Source organism: Sulfitobacter sp. PS-8MA (assembly GCF_040933935.1).
In the GTDB taxonomy this organism is placed as follows: domain Bacteria; phylum Pseudomonadota; class Alphaproteobacteria; order Rhodobacterales; family Rhodobacteraceae; genus Sulfitobacter.
The window spans coordinates 24307-48500 of sequence record NZ_JBFQYJ010000009.1 but is presented as its reverse complement, the minus strand read 5'-3'; the positions used below and the strand labels follow the sequence as shown (position 1 = coordinate 48500).

The 24194-nt window shown below is 58.8% G+C and carries 27 protein-coding genes; 13 read left to right on the top strand and 14 right to left on the bottom strand.

Going from position 1 to position 24194, the window contains the following annotated elements; all coding sequences use genetic code 11:
• The 7 genes from AB4M76_RS19220 (at position 1) to AB4M76_RS19190 (ending at position 4871) form a co-directional block, all read left to right on the top strand.
• Positions 1-882 (top strand): TniB family NTP-binding protein, encoded by an 882-nt coding sequence (locus AB4M76_RS19220; protein ID WP_038147410.1) that lies wholly within the window; start codon positions 1-3, stop codon positions 880-882.
• Positions 879-1670 carry a TniQ family protein gene (locus AB4M76_RS19215; RefSeq protein WP_038147409.1) on the top strand — a complete coding sequence of 264 codons (792 nt, stop codon included), beginning with the start codon at positions 879-881 and terminating at the stop codon, positions 1668-1670. Before AB4M76_RS19220 ends, AB4M76_RS19215 begins: the two co-directional genes overlap by 4 nt.
• An 87-nt stretch (positions 1671-1757) precedes the next feature.
• Positions 1758-2234: a cytochrome-c oxidase gene (locus tag AB4M76_RS19210; protein ID WP_231886348.1), complete on the top strand. Its 477-nt coding sequence runs from the start codon at positions 1758-1760 to the stop codon at positions 2232-2234.
• 20 nt (positions 2235-2254) lie between these two features.
• Positions 2255-2755, top strand: a complete 501-nt coding sequence (locus tag AB4M76_RS19205) for a hypothetical protein (protein WP_067264422.1) — start codon at positions 2255-2257, stop codon at positions 2753-2755.
• Entirely contained in the window at positions 2749-3483 is a 735-nt protein-coding gene (locus AB4M76_RS19200) for a cytochrome c biogenesis CcdA family protein (protein ID WP_009824512.1), read from the top strand. Before AB4M76_RS19205 ends, AB4M76_RS19200 begins: the two co-directional genes overlap by 7 nt.
• Positions 3484-3537: 54 nt before the next feature.
• Positions 3538-4104, top strand: a complete 567-nt coding sequence (locus AB4M76_RS19195) for a class I SAM-dependent methyltransferase (RefSeq protein WP_067264420.1) — start codon at positions 3538-3540, stop codon at positions 4102-4104.
• Between the two features lie 107 nt (positions 4105-4211).
• A complete protein-coding gene (locus AB4M76_RS19190) occupies positions 4212-4871 on the top strand; it encodes a cation diffusion facilitator family transporter (RefSeq protein ID WP_198039720.1) in 660 nt (219 codons plus the stop codon).
• Here AB4M76_RS19190 and AB4M76_RS19185 read toward each other — a convergent pair.
• From AB4M76_RS19185 to AB4M76_RS19175, 3 genes are read right to left on the bottom strand one after another with little or no spacing between them, the layout of a single operon-like run.
• Complete coding sequence (locus AB4M76_RS19185; protein WP_368443828.1) at positions 4855-6102, bottom strand: cytochrome P450; 1248 nt, start codon at positions 6100-6102, stop codon at positions 4855-4857. The genes AB4M76_RS19190 and AB4M76_RS19185 overlap by 17 nt on opposite strands.
• A gap of 3 nt (positions 6103-6105) precedes the next feature.
• Positions 6106-6606, bottom strand: coding sequence for a signal peptidase II (gene lspA / locus AB4M76_RS19180; protein ID WP_035714444.1), 501 nt, complete (start codon positions 6604-6606; stop codon positions 6106-6108).
• On the bottom strand, positions 6603-7451 hold the full coding sequence (locus AB4M76_RS19175) for a cation transporter (protein ID WP_368443827.1): 849 nt from the start codon (positions 7449-7451) through the stop codon (positions 6603-6605). The genes lspA (AB4M76_RS19180) and AB4M76_RS19175 overlap by 4 nt, the downstream gene beginning before the upstream one ends.
• 72 nt (positions 7452-7523) lie before the next feature.
• Here AB4M76_RS19175 and AB4M76_RS19170 point away from each other — a divergent pair, with 72 nt between their 5' ends.
• The 4 genes from AB4M76_RS19170 (at position 7524) to AB4M76_RS19155 (ending at position 12403) form a co-directional block, all read left to right on the top strand.
• Positions 7524-7853: a helix-turn-helix transcriptional regulator gene (locus AB4M76_RS19170; protein WP_231886347.1), complete on the top strand. Its 330-nt coding sequence runs from the start codon at positions 7524-7526 to the stop codon at positions 7851-7853.
• A 405-nt stretch (positions 7854-8258) separates the two neighbouring features.
• Entirely contained in the window at positions 8259-8924 is a 666-nt protein-coding gene (locus AB4M76_RS19165) for a L,D-transpeptidase (RefSeq protein ID WP_067264455.1), read from the top strand.
• A gap of 716 nt (positions 8925-9640) precedes the next feature.
• Positions 9641-11827 carry a cation-translocating P-type ATPase gene (locus AB4M76_RS19160; RefSeq protein WP_067264400.1) on the top strand — a complete coding sequence of 729 codons (2187 nt, stop codon included), beginning with the start codon at positions 9641-9643 and terminating at the stop codon, positions 11825-11827.
• A 66-nt stretch (positions 11828-11893) separates the two neighbouring features.
• Entirely contained in the window at positions 11894-12403 is a 510-nt protein-coding gene (locus AB4M76_RS19155) for a murein L,D-transpeptidase family protein (protein ID WP_067264398.1), read from the top strand.
• A gap of 3 nt (positions 12404-12406) precedes the next feature.
• On the opposite strand, the gene phnE is transcribed toward AB4M76_RS19155, so the two are convergent.
• The 4 genes from phnE to AB4M76_RS19135 are packed head-to-tail and all read right to left on the bottom strand — an operon-like array spanning position 12407 to position 15247.
• On the bottom strand, positions 12407-13168 hold the full coding sequence (phnE, locus tag AB4M76_RS19150; RefSeq protein WP_244153745.1) for a phosphonate ABC transporter, permease protein PhnE: 762 nt from the start codon (positions 13166-13168) through the stop codon (positions 12407-12409).
• On the bottom strand, positions 13165-13947 hold the full coding sequence (locus AB4M76_RS19145) for a phosphonate ABC transporter ATP-binding protein (protein ID WP_067264396.1): 783 nt from the start codon (positions 13945-13947) through the stop codon (positions 13165-13167). Before AB4M76_RS19145 ends, phnE begins: the two co-directional genes overlap by 4 nt.
• Positions 13944-14819, bottom strand: a complete 876-nt coding sequence (locus AB4M76_RS19140; RefSeq protein ID WP_067264393.1) for a phosphate/phosphite/phosphonate ABC transporter substrate-binding protein — start codon at positions 14817-14819, stop codon at positions 13944-13946. The genes AB4M76_RS19145 and AB4M76_RS19140 overlap by 4 nt, the downstream gene beginning before the upstream one ends.
• Complete coding sequence (locus tag AB4M76_RS19135; RefSeq protein ID WP_368443826.1) at positions 14819-15247, bottom strand: hypothetical protein; 429 nt, start codon at positions 15245-15247, stop codon at positions 14819-14821. Before AB4M76_RS19135 ends, AB4M76_RS19140 begins: the two co-directional genes overlap by 1 nt.
• Before the next feature lie 54 nt (positions 15248-15301).
• Here AB4M76_RS19135 and istA point away from each other — a divergent pair, with 54 nt between their 5' ends.
• Positions 15302-16801, top strand: coding sequence for an IS21 family transposase (istA, locus tag AB4M76_RS19130; RefSeq protein ID WP_368440061.1), 1500 nt, complete (start codon positions 15302-15304; stop codon positions 16799-16801).
• Positions 16798-17529 carry an IS21-like element helper ATPase IstB gene (gene istB / locus AB4M76_RS19125; RefSeq protein WP_108485421.1) on the top strand — a complete coding sequence of 244 codons (732 nt, stop codon included), beginning with the start codon at positions 16798-16800 and terminating at the stop codon, positions 17527-17529. The genes istA and istB overlap by 4 nt, the downstream gene beginning before the upstream one ends.
• 252 nt (positions 17530-17781) lie before the next feature.
• On the opposite strand, the gene AB4M76_RS19120 is transcribed toward istB, so the two are convergent.
• Genes AB4M76_RS19120 through AB4M76_RS19090 form a run of 7 tightly spaced genes read right to left on the bottom strand, consistent with a single transcriptional unit; the run spans position 17782 to position 24191 of the window.
• On the bottom strand, positions 17782-18774 hold the full coding sequence (locus tag AB4M76_RS19120; RefSeq protein ID WP_067264385.1) for a cytochrome c oxidase assembly protein: 993 nt from the start codon (positions 18772-18774) through the stop codon (positions 17782-17784).
• Positions 18771-20690, bottom strand: a complete 1920-nt coding sequence (locus tag AB4M76_RS19115) for a penicillin acylase family protein (RefSeq protein WP_093744242.1) — start codon at positions 20688-20690, stop codon at positions 18771-18773. The genes AB4M76_RS19120 and AB4M76_RS19115 overlap by 4 nt, the downstream gene beginning before the upstream one ends.
• A 24-nt stretch (positions 20691-20714) precedes the next feature.
• A complete protein-coding gene (locus AB4M76_RS19110) occupies positions 20715-20882 on the bottom strand; it encodes a hypothetical protein (RefSeq protein WP_093744243.1) in 168 nt (55 codons plus the stop codon).
• Positions 20882-22453, bottom strand: a complete 1572-nt coding sequence (gene lnt / locus AB4M76_RS19105; RefSeq protein ID WP_067264379.1) for an apolipoprotein N-acyltransferase — start codon at positions 22451-22453, stop codon at positions 20882-20884. Before lnt ends, AB4M76_RS19110 begins: the two co-directional genes overlap by 1 nt.
• Positions 22450-22923 (bottom strand): signal peptidase II, encoded by a 474-nt coding sequence (gene lspA, locus AB4M76_RS19100; RefSeq protein WP_067264375.1) that lies wholly within the window; start codon positions 22921-22923, stop codon positions 22450-22452. Before lspA (AB4M76_RS19100) ends, lnt begins: the two co-directional genes overlap by 4 nt.
• A gap of 4 nt (positions 22924-22927) precedes the next feature.
• On the bottom strand, positions 22928-23710 hold the full coding sequence (locus tag AB4M76_RS19095) for a ZIP family metal transporter (protein WP_067264372.1): 783 nt from the start codon (positions 23708-23710) through the stop codon (positions 22928-22930).
• Between the two features lie 22 nt (positions 23711-23732).
• Complete coding sequence (locus tag AB4M76_RS19090; RefSeq protein WP_067264369.1) at positions 23733-24191, bottom strand: DUF411 domain-containing protein; 459 nt, start codon at positions 24189-24191, stop codon at positions 23733-23735.
• Positions 24192-24194: the final 3 nt, after the last annotated feature.

Here is a 24194-nt window from a genome sequence, read left to right as displayed (position 1 = left end):
TTGAGGGCAGGGACAACTGAAGAAGACGGCCGGATCGCCCTCATTCAATCGGATATCTGGATCGGCTTTCCTCGGGCGGAACAGGTGTTGGACCGCTTGCAGGGCATGATCGAAGCGCCACGACAAACCCGTATGCCTGGGCTTCTTGTGCATGGCGCCTCCGGGATCGGAAAGACGATGATTGCCCGAAACCTGTCGCGCAAGTACGCACCAGAATACGATCCGGCGTCGGGCATCACCCGCACACCGCTTCTGCTGTTGCAAGCGCCGCCCGCACCTGATGAACGGCGGTTTTACCTGCACATCCTGGCCGCCGTCGGCGCCCCGGCGACGGCTCTTAGCGCCCGCGCTCAAAATGTGGCTTCCCTCGAAGTCCGTGTCATCGCGCTCTTACGCGACCTTGGCCTGCGGATGATCATGATCGACGAGGTCCACAATCTCTTGGCCGGGACCCACCGCGAACAGCGCCGATTTCTCAATGTCCTGCGGTATCTCAGCAATGAACTCGAGGTGTCACTGGTCTGCCTTGGGGTCAGCGAGGCCGTCGATGCTATTCGCGGTGATATCCAGCTTGCCCGACGGCTGGACGAACATCATCTGCCAAACTGGCGCGACGATGCCGAGTTCTCGGACATGATCCAGACCCTTATTGCTGCCATGCCACTGGAAAAGAAGTCCAACCTGAAGGTCAAATCTCTCAAGCAGGTCTTGGCACTGACCGGTGGGGTGACCTCGCGCATCTTCGCTCTGGTCAAGGATCTTTCCATCGACGCCATTATCACAGGCGAGGAATGCATCACCGATGACGCAATCGCAAAATGGACGCCGGTTTGGTCGCGCCATGCGAACCCCCATCGGCGGCTCCAGAAGTCCCGGGTGTGAAGCCGCACCCGCTGCCCAAGACTGTCGCGCCGCTGCCAGACGAGTTGTTGTCAGGTTGGTTGTCTCGGCTGGCGGCGGCCAACTACTGTGATGATGCGGAACTACTGGCTCATCTCAGAATCGATACCGCGCATGGCACCGCCTTGGACTTCAACGTCGACGCGGCTGCGGCGGCGAAGATTGCCAACGCCGCACGGGTTAACCCAGATGTTGTTCGATCTTTGACCTTTCCGGCAATGACGCCACGAGAAGCCTCGCTGACGGCTCAGATGCCATTCCAGCATTGCATGCAATGCGCCAGAGAGGGTCTTTCGCTCAGGCATTGGAGGCGGGCCTGGGCATTTGACTGCCAAGTTTGCGGGACGAGACTTGTGCAGACCCTTGGCAAACTCCGTGAGGAACAAATATCTGGAAAACTGATATACCGAGCGCGCCGCGGGGCAGAGATGCTTGAGTGCGCCGCGCGCTCGCGCGGCCCCAAGCAACTTCGGCGCGCAATGCGCGCGGTCACCTTTGCCATGTCACTCAAAACCTTCCGCGGGGATCCGTCGTTCGCTGTCCAGAACCCCAGATCGGAAGTTAGGCTGTTCTGCCTCGCCGCAATCGCCGCCGCTCGATCTCATCCCTTGGCTAAGGCAGCCATCGTCAGCAAAAGCATCGACGACTATGCAAGGGTTGCTCTCTTGCGCGCCTTCGAGAAGGAGCCTCGATTGCTTGCCGCGGTTGATCACATCGCGCAAAGGTGCGCGAGAAACAGGGGCCCCATGACAGCCGTATCTCACAATTAAGGGCAAAAATTGTCGCCAAACGCGTCGCGTCTCAGATTAAAGGGCAACGCGACAGCAGATCATCCTGGCGACCGTCTTGACGAGGTGATGGCACAAAAAGAACCTGCTTTCACTGCCGTTGACATCAACGAACTTCCTGCGTTGGATCTGCTCGGCCCTGACCGAGAACCGTTGGACTTGGAAAGCCTCTCCGATCAGGTCGTCGTTCTTAGTTCCGTCCCGTCCAACTGCGGGTCGCCCTGTGCTGACCAGCAGGCACTTCTTGAAAAGGTGAGGGGCGGAGTGAATGCATCTCCCATGCTGGACATGGTGACCTTCCTTGTGGTGACCGACGCCAGTGATCCGGTTCCCGGACCGATTGCCGAGAACGTGGTCATTGCTCGCGCACAAGTGCCAATAGAGAATCTGATCGATCAGTATCGCGCGATTGCGCCAGACCGTCCCGAAGCTCCGCTTGTGCATGTTATCGCGCGCGGCAACCGCCATTCCGGGGTCTTTGCGGGTTCCGCTTTCCGGCACATCAACATGATCCTGTACGTCAACGGCCTGACCAACGCGCATTGATCGAAGAACGGACCCCCAGCATGACAGCAAACACAGAAACCATTGAGACAAGCGATACCGGATGGCTGTCCGTCATCCGCCGATACATCGTCTATACCGCCGTCGGACACCTGATCTGGGAAATGGCACATATCCCGCTCTACACGATCTGGGTCGAAGGCACCTGGGGAGAGATTGTGTTCGCGGTCGTGCACTGCACCGGCGGAGACCTGTTGATCGCCATGAGCACGCTCTTGCTTGCCTTGTTTCTTGTTGGAGGGCACGCATGGCCGTCGGAACGCGCAGGGCGTGTCCTGCTTTTGGCCGTGGCCATGGGCGTCTCTTACACGATCTTCAGCGAGTGGCTGAACATCGTAATCCGTGCGGCCTGGGCCTATCGCGACATCATGCCGGTGGTCCCCGTCATCGACGCCGGTCTCACGCCCCTGCTGCAATGGATCATCGTCCCGACCCTGGCATATTGGGCTGCCACAAGAGTGCCCTTGCGCAAGCTATTCAGGGGTGAACGTGGTTCATGGTAGATATCTCGCTTCTGGGGCTCACCGCCGCGCTCTTGGCCGGTACGATATCGTTTCTGTCTCCCTGCGTGCTGCCTCTTGTGCCAGGATATGTCTCTTACGTGGCCGGGCGCACAGCCGCTGAAGGCGGGGCGGCTGCGGCCTCGCCGTCGCGCGCGGTCTGGCTGAGCCTGTGTTTTGTCCTCGGCTTCTCCACCATTTTCATGGGGCTTGGCGCATCCGCGACAGCATTGGGTCAGGCCCTTCTTCGGTGGCGGTATGAACTCAACCTCGTTGGGGGCGGCATCATCATTGTCTTCGGGCTTTTCATGATCGGGGCCGCGCGTGTTTCAGTGATGGAACGCGATTTCCGGTTCAATCTCAACATCCCCGGGGGCCAACCCGCTGCGTCCTATGTCCTCGGTCTTGCTTTCGGTTTCGGTTGGACGCCGTGTATCGGCCCGATCCTCGGCGCAATCCTGACAGCCAGTGCGGCGAGCGCCACGATGGGCGAAGGCGTCATGCTGCTTGCCGTCTATTCCGCAGGCCTCGGGATACCGTTTCTGATCGTGGCCGGATTCACCGATCAGATTGCGGGACGGTTGCGGGCCATCGGCCGGGTTGGCCGCCGCCTCCACCAGATTGCAGGCGTCGTGATGATCCTTATGGGACTGGCGATGATGACTGGACAGTTGAGCGCGCTGTCATACTGGATGCTCGATGCATTTCCGGTTCTTGGACGAATAGGGTAACAGCTCGTGCGGTTCTACGAAAAACATATACTTCCTGGCCTCACGCATCTCACCATGGGTCAGGAACAGCTTCTTCCCTACCGAAGGCGCGCGGTCTCAGGTGCGAAGGGCCGCGTGCTGGAGATCGGGATCGGCTCGGGCCTGAACCTCGCGCTCTACCCCGACGCCGTGGATCAGATCGTCGGTGTGGACCCGTCGCCGGAACTCCTTCATCGGGCCGCGCAGGCTTCTCAGGGCTTGACGCCGACAACGGAGATGATCGAGGGCGTGGCCGAAGCATTGCCGCTGGAAAATCGCAGCGTTGACTGCGTGGTTGCCACCTGGACGCTCTGCAGCGTGTCGGAACCGGAGAAGGTGCTGGCCGAGATCCGGCGCGTTCTCAAGCCGGATGGCGCCTTCCGCTTCGTCGAGCATGGAACAGCGCCCGAACCCGGTGTCCAGCGTTGGCAGCGCTGGCTCACGCCTGCCTGGAAGCATTGTGCCGGAAACTGTCACCTTGACCGCCAGACAGACACTCTGGTCGAGCAGAACGGCTTCCGCATGGAGCGGCTCGACACCGGCTACGCGAAAGGTCCGAAACCCTTTGTTTTCATGTATGAGGGGCAAGCTCGCCTTTATTGAGGCAGCTTAGAAGGAGAACAATGTCGGCTTCCAAATGGCGAGATACTGATGACAAGGTAACCAACTCTCGGCGGGAACTTATAGAATATATCAGGGGTTACCGCATCATGAGCAAGCAGAAAAATGATAGACAAACCAATCTGACACGCGGCATCCGCGTCGAGATCGCCAGCCTTGTCTACAACCTCATCGAGGTCGTCGTATCCGTCACCGTTGGACTTCTGACCGGCAGCGCCGCACTAGTGAGTTGGGGCCTCGACAGCACGGTCGAAGCCACCTCAGCCGGGACGCTGATCTGGCGCTTGAAGGCCGAGAAGGACGGTGGCGACAAGCGCACGGTCCTGCATCGCAAGAAGGTCGCGCTCTATGTGGTCGCCTGTGCTTTCTGGATCGTCGTCGCCGCGATCCTCTACGAGGCGGTGTCCGCCTTCATCTCGCAGGAGGCACCGGGCTTCAATTGGTGGGGGATCGCGATCCTGTTTGTCTCTTTAGTGGTCAATCCGCTATTGGCCTGGGGCAAGTATCGCTACGGCAAGCGGCTCGATTCACCCGCCCTGAAATACGATGCCAAGGATACCATGATCTGCGAATACCAGACCATTGTGGTGTTGGCCGGAATCGGTCTGACGCAATGGATGGGCTGGTGGTGGGCCGATCCGGTCGCGGCGCTTCTGATCGTGCCCTACGTTGCGTGGGAGGCGTTCGAGGCCACGAAGGATGCGCGGTCGGTCGGGCCGGGTGAGGCCGAAGCTACTGCCGACGCCTGACGTTGCGCATGATGAACCGGTTCTGGGGCAGTGATGGCAGCTCTCCTGGGTCAAGCTCCAAATCCTGATCCGGCACATCGTAGTCGATGTCGTTCACAAGATACCTGCAAAACGCCTTCATCTGACTGATCGCGATCCATTCACCCGGGCAGCGGTGGTTCGTGTAGTGGTTGCCGCCGCCCTGTGGAATGAAGTCGTAGGGGTTTTCGGCACGGCCCCGAAACCGTTCGGGCCGAAACTCAAGTGGCGCATCCCATGAACGCCGATCGGTGTTCGTACCATAGAGGTCCAGCAGAACCCGGTGTCCTTTGGGAAAGCGATACCCTTGCCACTCGAAAGTACTTTTGACTCGTGCCGCGACCGCAGGAAAGAATGGATAGAGGCGGCGGACCTCCTGAACGAAGGGTTCGAGCAGTCCTTCGTCGTTCCGCAGTTTCTCCTGCCATTCTGGGTACCTGTACAGGGCGTGCGCCGTCTGCACGATGAATACAGACACCGCCACGGTCGGACGCAAGACGTTCAGCAACTCTACGGCGGCCATCCTGGGGTTCAACAACTCCCCGTCGAGATCGCGCCATGTCGCGATGAAATGAAGGGCGCTTTCCTGCGTCGGCTGAAGCTCGCCATCGCGGACCTGTTGGATCATCCGTGCTGCCCATTTTTCCAGGCGGTGGCGCGCCAGTCGCGCGGCCCAATGTTTCGGGCCAATGGCACCGGCGTCCTGAAAAAGCGCTGTAAGCTGCGCCGTTCGGGTCGCCACCTCAGCTTCATCAAGCGGCACCCTGGCCCAGGCGCAAACAGCTCTTGTGAGCATTTCGCGCACTTCGTCATAGAGGACGACCTCGTTCCTCGCCTCCCAGTCCGGCGCATATTTGTCCAACATGTGAAGCGACGTGCCCTGAAGCGCGGCGATCCGCTCGGTCCCCATGAGTGACATGAACATCTTCTTGCGGTGCTGGTGGGCAGCGCCGTCCAATCCCTGAACGCCGCCTTCGCCCAGCAGGGTCTTCTGTATGCGGCCCGGCATCGAGCCCGCGCGGATCAGTTTATCCTCGGAATAGAAAACTTTCGCTGCCGCCGCGCCGGTCATGCAGATCGTCTCTTGAAGGAGGATGCGGGTTTCGAACAGGTCTGTGTCGAGTGCGCGGCAGGTCTCCGAGATGAACCCATATGGGTTGCGCAGCAGGGCCAGTGTGCTGTCAAAGCCTTTCGCAGATGGTATGCCGAACATGGGTTACACCCCCGTTGTGTTTTCCTTGCGTTCACTCTGACCAGGCTTGTCCTTCGCAGAGCGGAAGCTGTCCCAGAACAGCAGGGCCGCACCGCAGAAAATCGTTACGTCCGCGAGATTGAAGGACGGCCAGTGGTATGATCCGTAATGGAAGTCGAGAAAGTCAGGAACGGCCTGATAGCGTACGCGGTCAAGAATATTGCCGAGTGCGCCGCCGATGATCAGACCGAGAGCGGCAGCTGTCAGCCTGTCCGGCGCGCGCCATAACCAGATCAATAGCCATGCCACGATCACGCCAGCAAGCGCGATGAGACCCCACCACGGTACGAACCCGCCGAGCATACCGAAGCTGACCCCATCGTTCAGAACCCGCACGAGGTTAAGAAAGGGTAAAACCTCGACCCCGCTCTCGAGCGCCGGTGTGGTCAGGGCGAGCGCCTTGGTGCCCTGATCGAGACCGAGCGCTGCGATTGCGCAGAGCCCACCGAGAACGCGACCGTTCATGCCGTCGCCTTCAGATCGCCCCGCGCGTCGCGGATGATGGCCCAAGCGGAGTGCAGGAACAGTCCGGCGATACCGAAGGCGACGATAAGGTCGGGCCACGCGCTGCCCAGCCACGCCACGAGACCGGCGGCAACGACGACCGCCGCATTACCGATGGCGTCGTTGCGCGAGAAGAGCCAGACGGCCCGCATGTTCGCGTCGCCCTTGCGGAACCGCAGCAGCGGCAGAACGGAGATGACGTTGACGACAAGGGCGATCATGCCGAGCAGGCCCATGAGAGCCGCATCCGGCGTCGTTTGTTCGAAGACCCGGACGATGGTCGTGCCGAGAACGCCAAGGCCGAGGAGCCCGAGGAAAACGCCTTGGATCAGGGCCGACCGCGCCCGCCAGGCGAGGCTCCAGCCGATGGCCAGCAGACCGAGGAAGGTGATCGCGCCATCGCCGATGAAATCGAGCGCATCGGCCTTTACGGCCTGCGATCCGGAAATGAAACCGCCGATCATTTCGAGGACCCCGTATCCCACGTTCAGGATCACGACGATCCAGAGGGCACGGCGGTAGGCCGGGTCCTGATGGGCCGGATTTGGCGGAATGTCTGCATTGTCCTCGATCCGGTCGAAGCTGTAACCAGTCACCGCAACGGCCTTTTCGATGTCCGGCAGGCGCCCTTCGGGTGCAGCCAGTGTCATGATGTGGGTTGCGGCCGACACTTTCACATCGCCGGGCGCTACCCCGGCCGACTGTGCCGCCCGCTCGATCTGTGCAGCATCCTTCGCGCAATCCATGCCGGAAACCCGGTATCGAAACAATGGCGCATCTGCTATCTCGTTGTCTGTGTTGGCCATGATCGCGGCTTTCCTGCTAAAGTGGATAGAAGATTCTATATATCAGCGAGAAATGATATGGCGCAAATCGTTATGGACAACAAGACCACCACTATTGAACAGCGCGCGAAATTGCTTCGCGGCTTCGCAGATACCAGTCGTTTGACGATTTTGGACGCCTTGGCAAAAAGTCCGTTCGTCGTTCAGGAGCTCGTCGCGCACACGGGACTAACTCAGCCCAATATCTCCAATCATTTGCGATGCCTGCTGGAGTGCGGGCTTGTCGCCAGCGATCGAGATGGACGGTTTGTTCGCTACCGTATCAGCAATTCACGTATCATAACGCTATTGAGCGATGTAGATGCTCTTCTTGATGTCGTCGCAGAAGGGGTTGAGGCTTGTGACAACTATCGCGAGACGTGATTCAAGATGTCGCGGCCTTCGGCCAGGTCGTTACATCGCTCCGGTTTGGTCGTTCTTTAGATGTAGTTCTTTCGACGTGAGACACAGTCGAGATGTTACCGCGAAGGTTTTTTCAACCAATGGCGAACATCGGCCCCGCACCCAGAATATCGGATAGTCCTGCGGTGACGGGCCACGACCGAATTGCTGGCGGACTGGTCTGTTCTTGTCTAAGTAAGAACACGAAAGCCCCGGTTCGACCTCAATATTTTTCTTGAACCTATAGTAGCTTTAGGAGTTAGGACCGCAGGCGAAGAACGGCATTCGATTCAAACAGGCCATACTGCTTCAGGCTTTCCTTAATGAACGGCAGAGCGGTTTTGTTTGAGCTTAGTTTGCCTACCTAACGTTGAAGGAATAAGAATGATGCTGACAAGACGACATTTTCTCCAAACCAGCGGTGCGCTGTTTTCTACTCCAATCGCTGGCCCGCTACTGGCAGCCACCCGGCCCACCAAGGAGGAGAAGGCCGCCTGGGACGCGCAGGTCACACCTCCCGCTTTTGATCCAACTACGTCAAACCCGTGGGGCCTGCACCCGCGCTTTTTGCCCCAGCGGGTGGACGCTAAGGACGGGCTTGTTCCGGGAGACGTCCACGTTGATGCCGTAGCGCGCTACATCTATCACATCGAAGAAGGGGGAACTGCGATGCGTTACGGTGTGGCGATCGCCCGTGGTAACCTGTACGAGCCCGGCACGTATACGATCCAGCGAAAAGTGGAATGGCCAAACTGGACGCCGACCCAAAACATGATCGCACGCGATCCCGAGCTCTATGGCCCGGTTGCCGACGGTGTTGACCCTGGCCCAGAAAACCCTCTTGGCTCGCGGGCGCTTTACCTTTTTGAAGGCAACCGAGACACCTATCTTCGCATTCACGGGACGCCCGAACCAAGAAGCATCGGCGGGCGCGCGAGTTCGGGGTGTGTCCGCATGGTCATGGCACATATCAACCATCTATACCCGAACGTCAAAACTGGTTCGACGGCGTTCCTGTATTCGGCAGAAGAAAGCGTGACCCCGCGAACGTGATCTACGCCCAACCCGTCTGCACTGGTCAATTAGTCACGCCGAGCGCGTGGTGCAGATCGGGTTGCCACCTATTGAGCGGAGCGGCACCAGTGTCGTTTCTACTGGACCGCTGTGCTCATACCAGTAGCACCCATCCTCGGAACGAAGCCGAGCTGTTGTGAGGTCCTGACCAGGTGCAGCTAGGTTAACGATTTGTTCGGGAAGGTTTCCAACCGCGTCTACCGGCGCGCGGGAGTTAGCCATTGGTGCGGCACATCCGCTTGCGAGCAGCAGGGCCGCTCCAATCATCATATGTCGTGTTTGCATTCAGTCCTCTGACCTGTCCTACTTTGGTTTTCACCAACAATCTTGCATACCGGGCACAGGTCCACAAGAACCACCCTGGGGCGGTCGGAGCGCGGCATCTTCAAAAGAGTTCATAAAAAGAAACGCAATTTTTCTATTGAACCTCTAGTAACTGTAGGGGCTATGTCAGAGTTGAATCAATCTAATCCTAGGGTCAATCTATGTCTATCCATGACCACCGCCGCGACCACAAACACAAATCTGACCGCGATCGCGAGCACAGTGATTATCAAGAGCATCCGAAAGGAGTTTCCCACTCTCATGGAGAAGGTGGTACGTGCTGCGGTGCTGGAGCCGACACGGAACCAGCACAACCCATCCCCGCGACCGGACGAAGTTTCCAGGTCTCTGGTCTGGATTGTGCCGAAGAGGTGGCGATCCTGAATAGGGCTGTCGGTCCAACAGTTGGCGGGACAGAGCATCTGGCGTTTGATGTCATTAATGGACGAATGACGATTCTGGATACTGCGGATAAGATTTCAGATGATGAGGTCGCTGAGTTGGTCGCGAGCACGGGGATGAGCGCGAAACCGTGGGATGCCGACAACGCGGCCGAAAATCAGGCAGCGCATTTGGCACGTCAAAAGCGTTTTACCACGCTGAGCGGCGGGTTTTGGGCGGCAGGATTTCTCTACCATATCGTCGAAACGGGCATGGGTGGTGCGCTTGGTCTGTTTGCAGGGCATGGCACGGCGCCGATGCCCATCGCGGAAGCCGGGCTGTTTGCCGTCGCAATCCTTTTTGGCGTCTGGCTCGTTGCACCAAAGGCCTGGTCTTCAGCACGCAGAATTAGCCCTGACATGAATCTATTGATGGTGGTGGCCGTGGCGGGTGCTATCGGGCTGGGCGAATTCTTCGAGGCAGCGACAGTTGCGTTTTTCTTTTCACTGTCGCTCTACCTTGAGAGCTGGAGTGTGGGGCGGGCGCGCAATGCGGTGTCGGCCCTTCTGGATTTAGCACCGCCGACAGCCAGGATCATTCGGCCGGATGGTAGCGAGGCGAATGTTCCAGCGGCAGAAGTTGCCGTGGATGATCGTTTCATCGTGCGCGGCGGCGATCGCATCCCACTTGATGGCGAGGTCGTAGAGGGGGCCGGGGCTGTTGACCAGGCCCCGATCACTGGCGAAAGCGCACTGGTTCCGAAGGAACTCGGCGACGAGGTTTATGCCGGCACAATCAATGGTGAGGGCACACTGACGGTGCGCGCTACGAAGGCCGCCTCGGACACGGTGCTCGCGAAAATCATTCGCATGGTCGGCGATGCCCATGCCCGTCGCGCCCCGGTCGAGCAATGGGTCGCGAAGTTTGCACGCATCTACACCCCCATAGTGATGGCGCTGGCGGTCGCCCTTGCGCTGGTGCCGCCGCTCCTCCTGGGCGGTGCCTGGGACTATTGGTTCTACAATGCGTTGGTGCTGCTGGTAATCGCCTGCCCCTGTGCCCTTGTCATCTCAACACCAGTTTCGATCGTGGCAGCGCTGACCGCGTCGGCGCGAGCAGGGGTGCTTATCAAGGGGGGCGCTTATGTTGAGGCGCCAGGTCGCACCACTGCGCTGGCGATGGATAAGACGGGAACGATCACTATGGGCGAACCCGAGGTTGCAGCAGTTCACGCATTGGGCGAAGCCTCCGCGGGCGATCTCATAACGCTGGCAGCGAGTTTGGAGGCACGGTCTTCGCACCCGCTGGCACGGGCCATTCTCGCGCGCGCGCAAACTGATGGTGTTTCCATAACTGCTGCAGAGGATACACGCACCGTGCCTGGACGCGGGCTGGAAGGGCGCGCCGACGGGCGTGTAATCTGGCTCGGCTCGGATCGGTTCGCTGAGGAGAAGGGGTTTGGCAATCACATTCCGACAGATTTGAGAGATCGAATAGAAGGAGCAGGGAGCACCTTAGTTGTAGTGGGTGACGAGACTGCCGTGGTCGGCATACTAGAGCTGCGCGACCGCATCCGCCCTGATGCTAAGGGGGTCGTTGAAAAGTTGTATGCGCAGGGTGTGGAGACGATCGTGATGTTGACGGGCGACAACGAACGCACCGCGCGTGCCGTCGCGGCCGAAGTTGGGATCGACGAAGTGCGCGCCGAACTTTTGCCAGAAGATAAGGTGACGGCAATCGAAGAACTGGTGGAAATCCACGACATGGTGGCGATGATTGGTGACGGCGTGAACGACGCACCGGCCATGGCGCGGGCGCATTATGCCATTGCCATGGGGGCTGTCGGATCTGATGCGGCCATCGAGACGGCCGACATTGCGCTGATGACTGACGATATCGGCAAGGTGCCCTGGCTTATTGGTCATTCACGCCGGACCATGTCGATCATCCACCAGAATATTGGTATATCGTTGGCGACCAAAGCGCTGTTCGTCGGGCTGACCGCGTTCGGCATGGCCTCTATGTGGGGCGCCATCGCTGCGGATGTGGGCGTATCCCTGTTGGTGGTCGCCAATGCACTGCGGCTTTTGAACGGCTATCAGATCAAGGGCGGGCCTTCGGGCGGTGAACCGGTGGGCGAGAATATGGCAAAGGGAGCACTGGCGCACGGTCATTGATCCGGCATTTGCGGTTAAGTAACGCCTAAAACACATCAGACCTCACGAAAGGGGCATCAAGCAGTAATGACTACCAATTTTCCACGACGGGTCTTTATTCTAAGTGGGTTGGCTGCCTTCCTGTCAGGCTGTGCAGATAAGTTCCGGACCTACAACGGACCCAAAGTAACCCGTCTTCGCATGTACAAGGCACAGCGGTTGCTCGTCCTTGACGGGAAGGCTGGCGTTTTGCGTACATTTCCCATCGGATTGGGCTTCGCGCCCCAGGGTCACAAACAGTTCGAGGGAGACGGCCGTACGCCAGAAGGCACCTACGTGATTGACCGACGCAACCCGGACAGCCTCTTCCACCTCTCCATCGGCATCTCATATCCCAACGCGGCGGATATTGCCTTTGCTGAGTCCCAAGGAAAGTCGCCGGGTGGCGATATTTTTATTCACGGTGGGCCACGCAAGGGGATCGACCCGATGAACAAGCGTGACTGGACCGCAGGATGCATCGCCGTAACGGACCGTCAGATCGAGGAAATCTACGCAATGGTGAAAAATGGAACACCGATCGACATTTATGCTTGATGGTTAGGTAAATCGACGACGCAGCGTGATGTTGATCGCCTCGATGACGATGACTAGGCCGACGACGGCAATCGTGACGCTGGCCGCCTTGTCATACTGAAAAGAGCGGATGTAGGTCTGGATGTAAAAGCCGATCCCGCCCGCGCCGACGATGCCGAGGACCAACGACTCACGCAGGTTCAGTTCGAACCGGAAAATCGTGTCGCGGGCGATGACTGGGGCCATCTGTGGCCAAATCGCATGTCTGAGCCGCACGAGCGGTCCAGCCCCTGCACTTTCAAGTGCTGCGATGGGGGCGCGAGATACGCCGTCGATCGCCTCGGCATAGAATTTAGCGAGCATCCCAGTGGCATGAAAGGCAACTGCGATGATGCCGGGCAGCGGCCCGAGCCCGACCGCGCCCACCATGAGCATGGCCACGAGGATCAGCGGTACCGCCCGGATAAAGGCCAGCAGCGCGCGGACCGGCCCGAACACCGCACGCGAAACCATGGTTTCGGACGCGAGAATAGCCAGAGGGGTCGACAGCAGCACTGCGCCGAGGGAGCCGAGGATTGCTATTCTTAGTGTCTCTGCGCTGCCTTTTTTGATCTCGGTCATCACTGTCGGATCGGGCGGGAACATCCGGCCGATAAAGTCGGTAATCCGTGGACCGGCCGAAGCAAGACGCGACAACTCGACATCGGTTGTGACGAGGGACCATAGGATGGCAATAGCGATCAGCGAACTGGTGACGAAGCCGCCGAAGTCGCGGGGGGCCATCATAACACCGCCCGGGGACCGAGTTCCGGCGTCGGTCCTGACCCCCGATAGAGTTCGGCAGTCGCATCGTCTTTCAACTCGGACGTTGGCACGTTAAACGCGATCCGCCCCTCTCGTATGCCGATGATGCGCCCTGCAAAACGCCGCGCCAGATCGGGTTGGTGCGAGGAGAATAGCGCTGTTGCATCACGCGCTCGCGCCGCCTTGGTCATCAACCCCAGAACCTCTCCAGCGCGGGCGGGGTCGAGGTTGCTCACTGGCTCGTCGGCGAGGATCAGCCGTGGTTCCTGCGCCAGACATCGCGCAATAGCCACGCGCTGTCGCTGTCCTCCGCTGAGACTGTCGACACGGCGTTCCGCGAGTTCTGCGATGCCGCAATCGGCGAGTGCTGTGCGGGCAATATCGAGATCGTGAGCCATTGGCGATCCCAGTACTGCTTGGAAAGGTGACATCCGCCCCAGGCGGCCGTTGAGCACGTTGCGTAGTGCCGTGGAGCGTTCTACGAGGGCGAATTCCTGAAACACGAAACCGGTATCAGGACGGCGAGCTCGGGGTGGTGGGCGGTCGGGATTGAGCGGCGCACCCAAGACAGAAACGCGCCCGCGCCATCCCTGAATCCTACCGTCGAGCAGCGCCAGCAACGTCGTTTTGCCCGCCCCGGATGGGCCCAGTAAAGCGACACACTCGCCCGCCGGGATCCGAAATGAGACTCGTTCCAACGCTGGTAGCTGTGCGCCCTTATGGACATAACTCAGATCGTCTATTTCGATAGCCATGCTCATCGTAACAGCCCGTATTTCTTTGCCATATCGCGTACGCCTTCATACGCGGTGCCGTCTGCCCTGACGTAGCCATCTGGTCCGTAAAGATAGCTCAATTTGTCGCGGTGCTTCGGTTCGTTGAGCTTCAGCATGACGTCAACAAAACGGGCTTGCAGGGCGGCATCGAGTTCTGGGCGTGCGATCACAAGGTGACTTGGAATCGGCGCGCTTTCTACGAGCCAAGTCACCTCGGCCTGCTGTTGTGGGGTCAACAACAAATCCGCATACTGACTGGCACCGGCGGCATCGACCAGACCTTCGGCCATAGCCTGCATGGCTTGCTGGTAGCCTCCCGCAAAGAACACGCGGCCGAAGAATTTCTCCGCTGCGCCAGGACCCTCAATTAGCCCGGCCTTAACGAATTCGGAAAGAGGATAAAGATAACCTGATTCAGAGATCGGGTCGGCAAAGGCGATATCGCGCCCGCGCAGGTCTGCCAGCGTATCGATACCGCTGTTGCGGCGGACAAAAATGCGTCCTGTGTAACTTGACGCGCCCCGGTAGACCTCAGACAAGAGAGGTACCGCGCCAATTTCCGCCTCCGCCAGAACGAAAGGCAACGCGCCCATGAAGGAGACGTCTGCATCTCCGTTGCGAAGTGCCTCGACAGCCGCAGCATGGTCGATGGTGACGAAGCCTTCCACGGGAACGCCAATCTGTTCGGATAGCCATCTTGTGATGGCCTCAATGTCGCCTAAGAGCTTGTCGGGATTCTCCTGCGGAATGAAAGCAAGCCGCAAGGGAGTGTCTTGTGCGATCAGCGGGGAGGCCAGCGAGATCGCGCCTGCACTGGCCAAGGCCAGCATATTTCTGCGGGTTAGGTAGAATTCCATCAGAATGCCCTCTCTTCGATCGCGTCGGCTTCGGTCTTGAACGCGGTCCAACTTGCTTCGGCGGCCTCCCAGTCGTCGTCACGGGCTGCATCGCCGACTGCGGCAAGACGCTCGGCCAAGGCATAGACTTCGGGCCGTGCGGTCAGGTTCGACATGGTGCTCGCGTCTGCGGCGAGGTCCGCAGCGACAGTATCGGTCAGCAGCAGGATGTGCTCTGCGTCACGTCGGGGCAGAAGCGTGTCGAGCGTCGATGCAAATGTCGCCAATTCGGCAAATGTCAGGCGAAAGGCGGTGTTCTCTGCGTCGAACTTCTCGTAAGGCTCGTCTGCCGACCCTACAGTCTCCAGATACGCGGTCAGTTCAGTCTGTGAATCGGCGTGCGAAATTGACCCACTTGGGTGGGTTATGAGCGTGCAAAATTGACCCACCTGCCACGTTAGCATCCGCGCTGAATAGCGCGGAGGAATGAGCAGGTGATATTGATGGAAAGTGTATCGAAGATCCGTCGTTGGATATTGGTTGAGGGTCGCAGCATCCGATCTGTGGCGCGGGCAACCGGTTTGTCGCGGAACACGGTGAAGAAGTATCTGAAGGACGACAGTCCACCGAGCTATCAACGGCAAGCGCCACCGACCCGGCATAAGCTGTGCGATGGATTTGACGCGCGGCTGCAAGAGCTTTTCGAGCAGGATCACAAGCGCCCGCGCCGGGAGCGGCGGACGGCCACGAAGCTTTACGAACAGCTCGTCTCGGAAGGGTATACTGGGTCCTATTCTCCGGTTCAGCGATTTATCCGAGACCTCAAACGTGCCGATGCTGGATCGGGAGAGGCGTTTATCCCCCTGCATTTTGCTGCCGGTGATGCGCTCCAGTTTGACTGGAGCGAAGAGCGCGTTGTTCTCGGTGGTGTCGAGCAGAAGGTAAAGGTTGCTCACTTCCGCCTGTGCCATAGTCGCAAACCTTTTATCGTAGCCTATCCCGGCGAGAGCCAAGAGATGGTGTTGGATGCTTTTGTACGGGCGCTGTCCTTCTACGGCGGGGTTCCGCGACGGGTGATCATCGACAATCCCAAAACGATGGTGACCTATGTCTCCCGCTCGAAGGACCGGGTGTTCCATCCGCGGTTCTTGGCGTTGATGAACCATTATGTGATGGAGCCGGTTGCCTGCACCCCCGCGTCGGGTTGGGAGAAAGGTCAGGTGGAGAACCAGGTCCATTTTTTACGAGGCCGATTGTTTGTTCCCATGCCAGCTTTTGATGATCTGGATGGGCTGAACAACTGGTTGCGTCTGCGCTGCGAGGAATTGGCAAGCCGCGCCCATCCTGATCAATCGTCCCGCACGATTGCGGAGGTTTTTGAAGATGAGCGCGCCGAGCTGCGCCCCCTGGGGCGGGCTTTTGATGGTTATGTGGAAAAGACGGTGCGGGTCCGTTCCACCTGCCTGGTTCAATATGCCAGCAATCGCTATAGCGTGCCTTCCCGGTTTGCAGGCCAGCATGTCTCCTTGCGCGCCTATGCGAGCCGGATCGTGCTGGTGTCAGGCCAGGACGTTATTGCCGAGCACAAGCGTCGCTTCACCCGCAACGTCAGCTACTTTGAACCTTGGCATTATGTTCCTCTACTGGATCGCAAGCCCGGCGCTCTGCGCGACGGCGCCCCTTTTGTGGACTGGCAACTGCCTGAGGCCATGCATCGGATCAGGGAGCATTACATGGCTGGCAAAGGCGGGGACCGGGAGTTCGTCGATCTGCTTCTGCTGGCCCAGGACCACGGAATCGAGGTGGTGGAGACGGCCTGCGAACTGGCAGTTGAACAAAACACGTTGCGCCTTCCTGCCATCACCAATCTGATCAACCAGTTGGTGGAGCCAATCATCACGCCGTTGAATGAGGGCAATGTCTATCCGCAGCTGACCGTGCGGCCCGAGGCCGACTGCAAGCGCTATGAGGCGCTCTGCTCGGCCGAGGAGGCTGCCGCATGAACGCTCTCATCGACCAACTCACCGCCTTGAGGCTGCATGGAATGGCAGCTTGCGCCCATGATTTGCTGTCCGCGCGCAAGCCACCAAGTCTGACCACAGCGATAAAGCAACTGATCGACGCGGAAACTGTAGAGCGGCGAGTGCGTTCCATCCAGTATCAAATGCGCATCGCGAAGTTCCCCCATCATAAGGACTTCGCCACCTTCGATTACGGCGCGGCCGCGGTGAGTAAGGCCCAGATCGAACCCTTCTGCTCGGGTCAGTTCACCGAAGAGGCGCACAACCTCATCCTGGTCGGCGGAACCGGGACAGGCAAAACTCACATCGCCATCGCGCTTGGAACCACATTGATTAACAACGGCAAGAAGGTCCGCTTCTTCAACGCGGTCGATCTGATCAATGCCCTGATCAAGGAACAGGCCGACGGCAATGCCGGGAAGATCATCCGGCAGCTGTCGGCCCTGGATTGCGTCATCATCGACGAGTTAGGCTACATCCCGTTCCCGAAATCCGGCGGCGCGTTGCTGTTCCACCTGATCAGCAAGCTCTACGAGAAAACCAGCGTCATCATCACCACCAACTTGGAGTTCGGGGAATGGGTCGCTGTCTTCGGTGATGCCAAGATGACAACTGCGCTCTTGGATCGCGTCACGCACCACTGTGCCATCATCGAAACGGGCAACACGTCATATCGCTTCGCTCAGAGCAAAAGTCGCAGAGAAAAATAGCCACGTCGCAAGCAAAGCCCCCAGACGGACTCGCTATATGAGGGCGGTCCGCCTGGGGGCTTTGTCACCCAATAGGCGGGTCAAAATTAAACGCTGAAACCGGGTCACTTTTAAACGCTCATTGACATTCGTGTCCTCTGAGCTTGGCCAGCCCGAGATAGTGTGCCCAAAATCTCTGACTGCGACGACGGTGCAGCGAAAATGTCGATCGCGGGAAAAGACGTGGGTACAACCTTTGATTTGCTCCTCTGTTCAAAGCGCATAGACAATAGTCACCACCGTCGTCATGACGATGAAGAACATGACCAAGGCGCCTATGGCGAGCGTCCGGCCCATGTCGCGGTTTGGCTTTGCCACTTTCAGACGCAATTCTTCGGCCGTTTCCGGAAACTCGAGCGCCGCGGAGTTCGAGCCTCGCACCAACTCGTATCGTGAATTCCAGCGACGCACCTCGGCCGCGTTCCACCCGTTCAAGACCAGAATGATCGCGGCGATCATCAGCATCGAGGACGGGACCCAGATCGTATAGCCACCCATGGTTTCGTCGGACAGGGGATCAAGCAACCCGGTTGCCGCCGTTTGGTAGGAGGCATAGAGGCTCACCTCTTTGAGTGTCGTCAGGGAACCCAGAAAAATGTTTGAAACGATCACCGCAAAACCAGAGATCAGCCTTGCGCCGCGCCTCGCGCCCTCAGGGGGATCTCTCGGGTCGAAGAGCATGCCGAAATACCAGATCCCTGCCAGAACCATCGCAAAATGGGCGAACATCTCGATCGCCGCGATGCGCTGCGCAAGTCCGTAAAGCAGTGGAATCTGCCAGATAAAGAGCGACGTGATGAGCGCGGCAGTGGCGGTTACCGGATGTGCCAAGAACCGCAATGCAATAGATTTTCCAAGAGCGCCGAGGTATCGACGCCACCGTCTGTTCAAACCGACTTGCAGGAATCGCCACGGCTGCGAGACCGCGATGAGCAGTGGTCCTGCAAGGCGGAGGAGAAGGTGCTCCACTTGATGCGCCGAAAAGAGGCTGTGCCCCAACGAAGCCAGAGGCGCATTCGTGGCCGCGAGAATGCAGGTCAAGCCAGCGAAGAACAGGGCTTGCCGCCAAATGGAAACCGTCCCGCGCAGCCGTGTGGATCGCGCGACGCCGCGCATGTAGATCCATGCGGCCAAGCTGACGGAAACAAGGGACACTGGCGAAATCGCGTATCCAAACGGGTCGAAAAGGAGGAAGTAGGCGATCATTGGCTCATGTCATCTTGTATTGTTGGCCTTTGGACAGATGCCGGTAAAAGTCGGGATGTTCCCACAGCGCCACCCCGGGCCAAGGACAGATCAGTGGACATCGCGAGGTATTTGCCCTGCATCCACATTGGAAACAGGTTTTCATAGAATCGTGAGAGCGGGTGGCCGGACTGACCGGCGGGCGCGATGAAATAGGAACCGGCTTCTTCCGAAAACGACATGACCGCCTGAAAATTGGTGCCCGCGCTGGTCGCGAAGGGGCGGTCATCGTCAGAAGCAAACAATGTTGCAATCAGCGTGTCGGGAGCGCCCGAAGATGGGGCTTCGAGAGACAGCAGATCGCTGATGATCCCGCTCGATCGGATTGGTGCCCACTTCATATTCGAAGCGTGTGCTTCGCCCCAGACCCAAGCGGACGGATCGGGTCCGTAGCGGTCGACAAGCCAGCCGATGGCATCATCCAAGGCCGCACGAACCTGATCCTGGCAGGTCTCGATGGGGGTGGACGGGCGGATGTCGCACCAGATTGCGCTCCCTCCGCGATCTGAAAGCACCGCAAATAGGACATCGGCATTTGGCCTGGCCCAGACCTTCGTCGCGGATGGAAATTCATCCTGAAGTATCCGTTTTTGCAACGCGCGCGCCCAGGCCCAGAACAAGAGCGGCTCCGGTGAAAAGCGATCCATGTCGCCATTCCATCGGGCAAGTTGATTCAGAATAACGCCGCGAAGCCTATCTGCGCGGTTCTCTTCGAGAGCACCTGTGGAACCCACGAACCAAAGCTCTTTTGCCATTATAGGAAGAAGCGCCCGCGCGGCAGCGCTGACCGTGTCGCGCTGCACCGCAATCGCGCCCTCGACCGAGAATATCGGCTGCCGCTCATCAAGAGCAGCCAGACGGGCGCCTCGAAACGATAAAGGAGTTTCGACCTCCCTGTCAGGCCAGCGAGCAAGGGTTTCTCGGTCGATCGCAAGAATCTCCAATCCGGCTGGTGCCAGGTTCATGCTTGCGTCCATAGCATCGTTCACATCGGCGGACCGCGCCAGACGGTCAAGCATCATCAGAAAACTGCCGGCTTTCGCAGCGGTGGGACTCACTGGCTCTTTCAGGGTTTTCAGTGACACAGATCGGAACGCCCAAGCGACGCGTTCGCTGCGACCGACGACAATGAAGGGCACACCCGGCATTGTAGCCCCAATCGCGGCTCCGGTCGGGAGTTGAATATCCGCCAGGTACCATTCAGAAGGCAGCGATAAGGGGCCACGTATATCGGCGGTGAGAATTGGTGCTCCCATAGCTGTTCTGTCTCCAGGCAACGCCCAAGCTTCGAGGCTGACCTTGGGCGAGGTCACAAACAGCTCGGGCAAAAAAGGTCGGTCTGACAAGCCGGACAGGTCACTCTGGCGACTCTCGGATTGAAGATCGTTCAGAAACGCTTGAGCAAGTCTGAGACTATCGACGGGTCTCCAGGCTGCGATCATTCTCTCATCCGCGATCAACAGATCGGGTGAGCCTCTGCCGCGCCCGCCTTCGGATACCAGACCAAGCCACGCGTTGACACCTGCGGCATATGCGTCGAGCGCCTGGGCTGTCGAAGGCTCGACTTCGAACGTCTGGTCAAGTGGCAACAAGGCTTGCGCTGCCCGCCTTGCCCGCAATAACTGGCCAAGCCTGTCCTGAGCGTGAACGAAACCAAGCGCGAAATAGGCGTCCGCAGCAGAGTCTGCAGAAATGTGCGGTATGGCCGCAGCATCTCGCAGAATATCGACTGGACCTTCGATTCCCGCAACTCTGAAGTCCTCGTCATAGTCGGGGACGGAGGCGCGCAAAAGAAAGTAGACGACACCGGATACGGCCAGTCCTGATGCAAAAACCGCCAGGAGCAAGTACAGTAATATGTTGAACAGTCGTCTCAATTCGTTGCCGGTACCAAAGTAATCTCAAGACGTGATGCGCAAGAGGATCACCGAGGCGAAAAAAGCGAGTAGGCCGAAAGCAATACTGAAGCTTGTCGCGTACTGAAGTATATCCAGGCGGTTCCCTTTCCGCCGTTGCGCCAGATAGCCACCCCAGAGCGCCCCTCCGACAAAGCCTGCGAGCACCAGCATCACGAGTCCTCCGATTTTGATTTTTCTGAATTGAAACGTCGTCCGGCCAATCCGACGGTAAAGGCTAGGGCCCAGACCGCACAGATGAGCGCCAGCAATGTCCAATCACCGAAACGAGCGTAAGGTGTGGGCGCAAGCGCTGTCGGCAGGCTGGCATCTATGACTCCAGTTTGTCCGGTCTCGAGGCGCGCGATGATCTCTCCCTTGGCGTCGATGACCGCGGAAATCCCGGTGTTGGCCGCCCGGATCACCGGAAGGCCCTCTTCGACCGCGCGCATGCGCGCGGTGGCAAGGTGCTGCTCGGGCCCGATGCTGGTTCCGAACCAGGCATCATTCGTGGCGTTGAAAATCCAGTCGGGGCGGAAAAGATCATCGACCACGTGGCCCGGAAAAATGATCTCGTAACAGATTGCCACCGCAACCAGAGGCGCGCCCGGAATTGCCAGCGTTCGTGGCCCTGGTCCCGGCGTGAAATCACCCAAACCTTCGGCCAGGCGCTCGATCGGCAGCCAACCTTTCAGGGGCACATATTCCCCGAACGGAACAAGATGATGTTTTGCATATCCCGTTAGAATTTCGCCGCTGCCGTCATAGGCCTGAACCGTGTTGAAATATCGGGTTCCCCCATCCCTCTCTACGCGGTCAGGCACACCTGTCAAAAGGATCCTACCGTCTGGCAAAACCGTGGATAACCGCCTGCGCGCCAAGGCGTCTTCGTCCAGAAAACCGGGAAAGGCCGTTTCCGGCCACAGCAGCAGGTCGAAGCGTCCGGGTTGCGCGGACAAGCCGAGGTATTTTTCCAGCGTGCGTTCGCGGCTGCCCGGCGCCCACTTCTCGACTTGCGGCACATTGCCTTGGACGATGCGCAAAGCAATGTCCGTTGGCGGCACGTTCTGATTTAGCCGAAGCACACCGCCCCCCCAAATTACCGTCACCGCGACGGCAAAGAGCGCCAAAACAGCTGCGCGGCTGTTTGGCGCGGCTGCGATGAACACACCTGGCAATATGCTGATAAATACCGTGACAAAGCCCAGACCGTAACTTCCGACCCATGCGGCGGGTTGGCGCAGGGGGGCATGTTCGACAAGGGCATAAGCAGCAAGGTTCCAGGGAAACCCCGTCAGGACATGACCACGCAGCCATTCCGCGGCAACCCAACACGTTGCAAGCAGAAGACCTGCCGTAATGCCGCCGACAGCACGGCGCTGCATTACGGTGGCAAATAACATCGCCGCAATAGCTGGAAAAATGGCCAGTCCGGCGGCCAGTCCCGCGACTGCTGGGATCGCAAGGGCACCGAAACGTTCGGAATCGACGTAAAAGCTTTCGGCAATCCAGGAAATTCCAAACAGGAACTGGCCCATTCCAAAGATCCAGCCGATGACGAAGGCGCGCGCGGTGGAAACCTGCATGAGCACGAGAAAGAGTGCTGAGAAGGCGACTGGAACAGCGATGATCCATGAGAACGGTGGAAGGGTTAAAACCGTTAAACCGCCCGCCATAAAGCTAATCCCTGATCGCAGGGGAAAGCAACGGCTGCAGCCAGTCAATTGCAGCCAACCCGTCATCATGGGCCAGTCTGAAGTTTAGCGGCTAACCACGGTGCTAAGAGCAGCAGCCCCACGCCACCGACCACGAACACATCCGCCATGTTGAAGGCGGGCCAATGCGTGGAGCCGACGTAGAAATCGAGGAAGTCCGTCACACCCCAAAATCGAATGCGGTCGAGGACGTTGCCGAGCGCGCCACCGATGATCGCACCATAGGCGATAGCCTCAACCCGGTTGTCAGTGCGTACCAGCATGACGGTCAACCAGCCGCAGATGGCTAGGGCCAAGGTCGCAAGGCCCCACCATGGTGCTCCACCAAGCAGTCCGAATGTCACGCCATCGTTGCGCAAGTAAATAAGATTAAAACTGGGAAAGACCGGAATTCCGGCGCTCAAATCTGTCGCATTAGCGACGACGATTGCTTTTGTCACCTGATCAACAAGAAAAGCAGTTCCAGCCGCAATGAAGCCTTGGAAATGGGACTGTTTCATCTCATCACCCCAGCCATACATCTAGGAACAACATGATCACGAGGCCGACCGCGAGACCGAAAGTCGCCCTGTTTTGATGGCCGGATCGGTGGGTTTCGGGAATGATTTCGTGGCTGATTACGTAGAGCATCGCCCCGGCGGCGAAGGCGAGGCCCCATGGCAACAGGGGCTGCGAGATGCCGATGATGCCAGCGCCAAGAAGCCCGCCTACCGGCTCGACAAGACCTGTCAGGGCGGCAACCCCCCACGCACGGCGCCTGGAATACCCCTCACCAAGCAATGAGACCGCTACGGCGAGACCCTCGGGCGCGTTTTGCAGCCCGATGCCAATCGCGAGCGGCAAGCCACCAGAGAAACCATCAGCCCCAAACCCGACACCAACGGCAAGCCCTTCGGGAAAATTGTGGATCGTGATCGCTATGATGAAGAGCCAGACGCGGCGCAGAGATGCGGCGGCGGGCCCTTCTCGCCCCGTTTTGAAATGTTCATGCGGCAGTCGTTCATTCATCAGAGCGACCGCCCCCATGCCAAGCAAGATCGCAACACAAACGATGGCTGCCGGGAGAGCACCGTTGTCGAACTGTCTTTCGGCTGCGTCGAGAGCCGGAATGATCAACGAAAAGAATGAAGCAGCGAGCATGACACCCGCCGCGAAGCCAAGCAGCAAATCGCGCGTGGCACGGGAGGGGACGCGTCCAAAGAGAACGGGGGTCGCCCCGACCGCTGTCAGCGATCCGGCGGCAAGGCTTCCAAGAAAGCCGAGAGTTATTGGGGACAAGGGTTCCAAGCGCAGAGTTCCCGCCGATACGTCAGTCAGCGGCCAAATAGCTGCTAAAGATTTCGGTCGACCCATCGCCCTGGATCAAAAAGACATCGTAGCCCTCGCGATCATCTTCCGGTCCCATGCCCGGCGAGCCATAGGGCATACCCGGCACCGCCACCCCCACTGCATCTGGACGCTCATCCAACAAACGCTGGATGTCTGATGCCGGTACATGACCTTCGATCACGTAGCCGCCGACCAAAGCCGTATGGCAGGATACCATGCGCTGAGGCACGCCGGTGTCGAGTTTGAATCGCACAAGAGATCCCCCGAACATGTCCTCGCCTATCGGCGCGAATCCGCTTTCCTCAAGATGCTTCATCCAAGACAGACAACAGCCGCAGCCGTTTGTCTTCCGGACATCAATCTGGATCGCATCGGCGACAGCTTGCGCCGCGGAAAACAAGGCCAGCGTGACTGCAAGAGCGGGAGCCAGTCGTTTCATGGA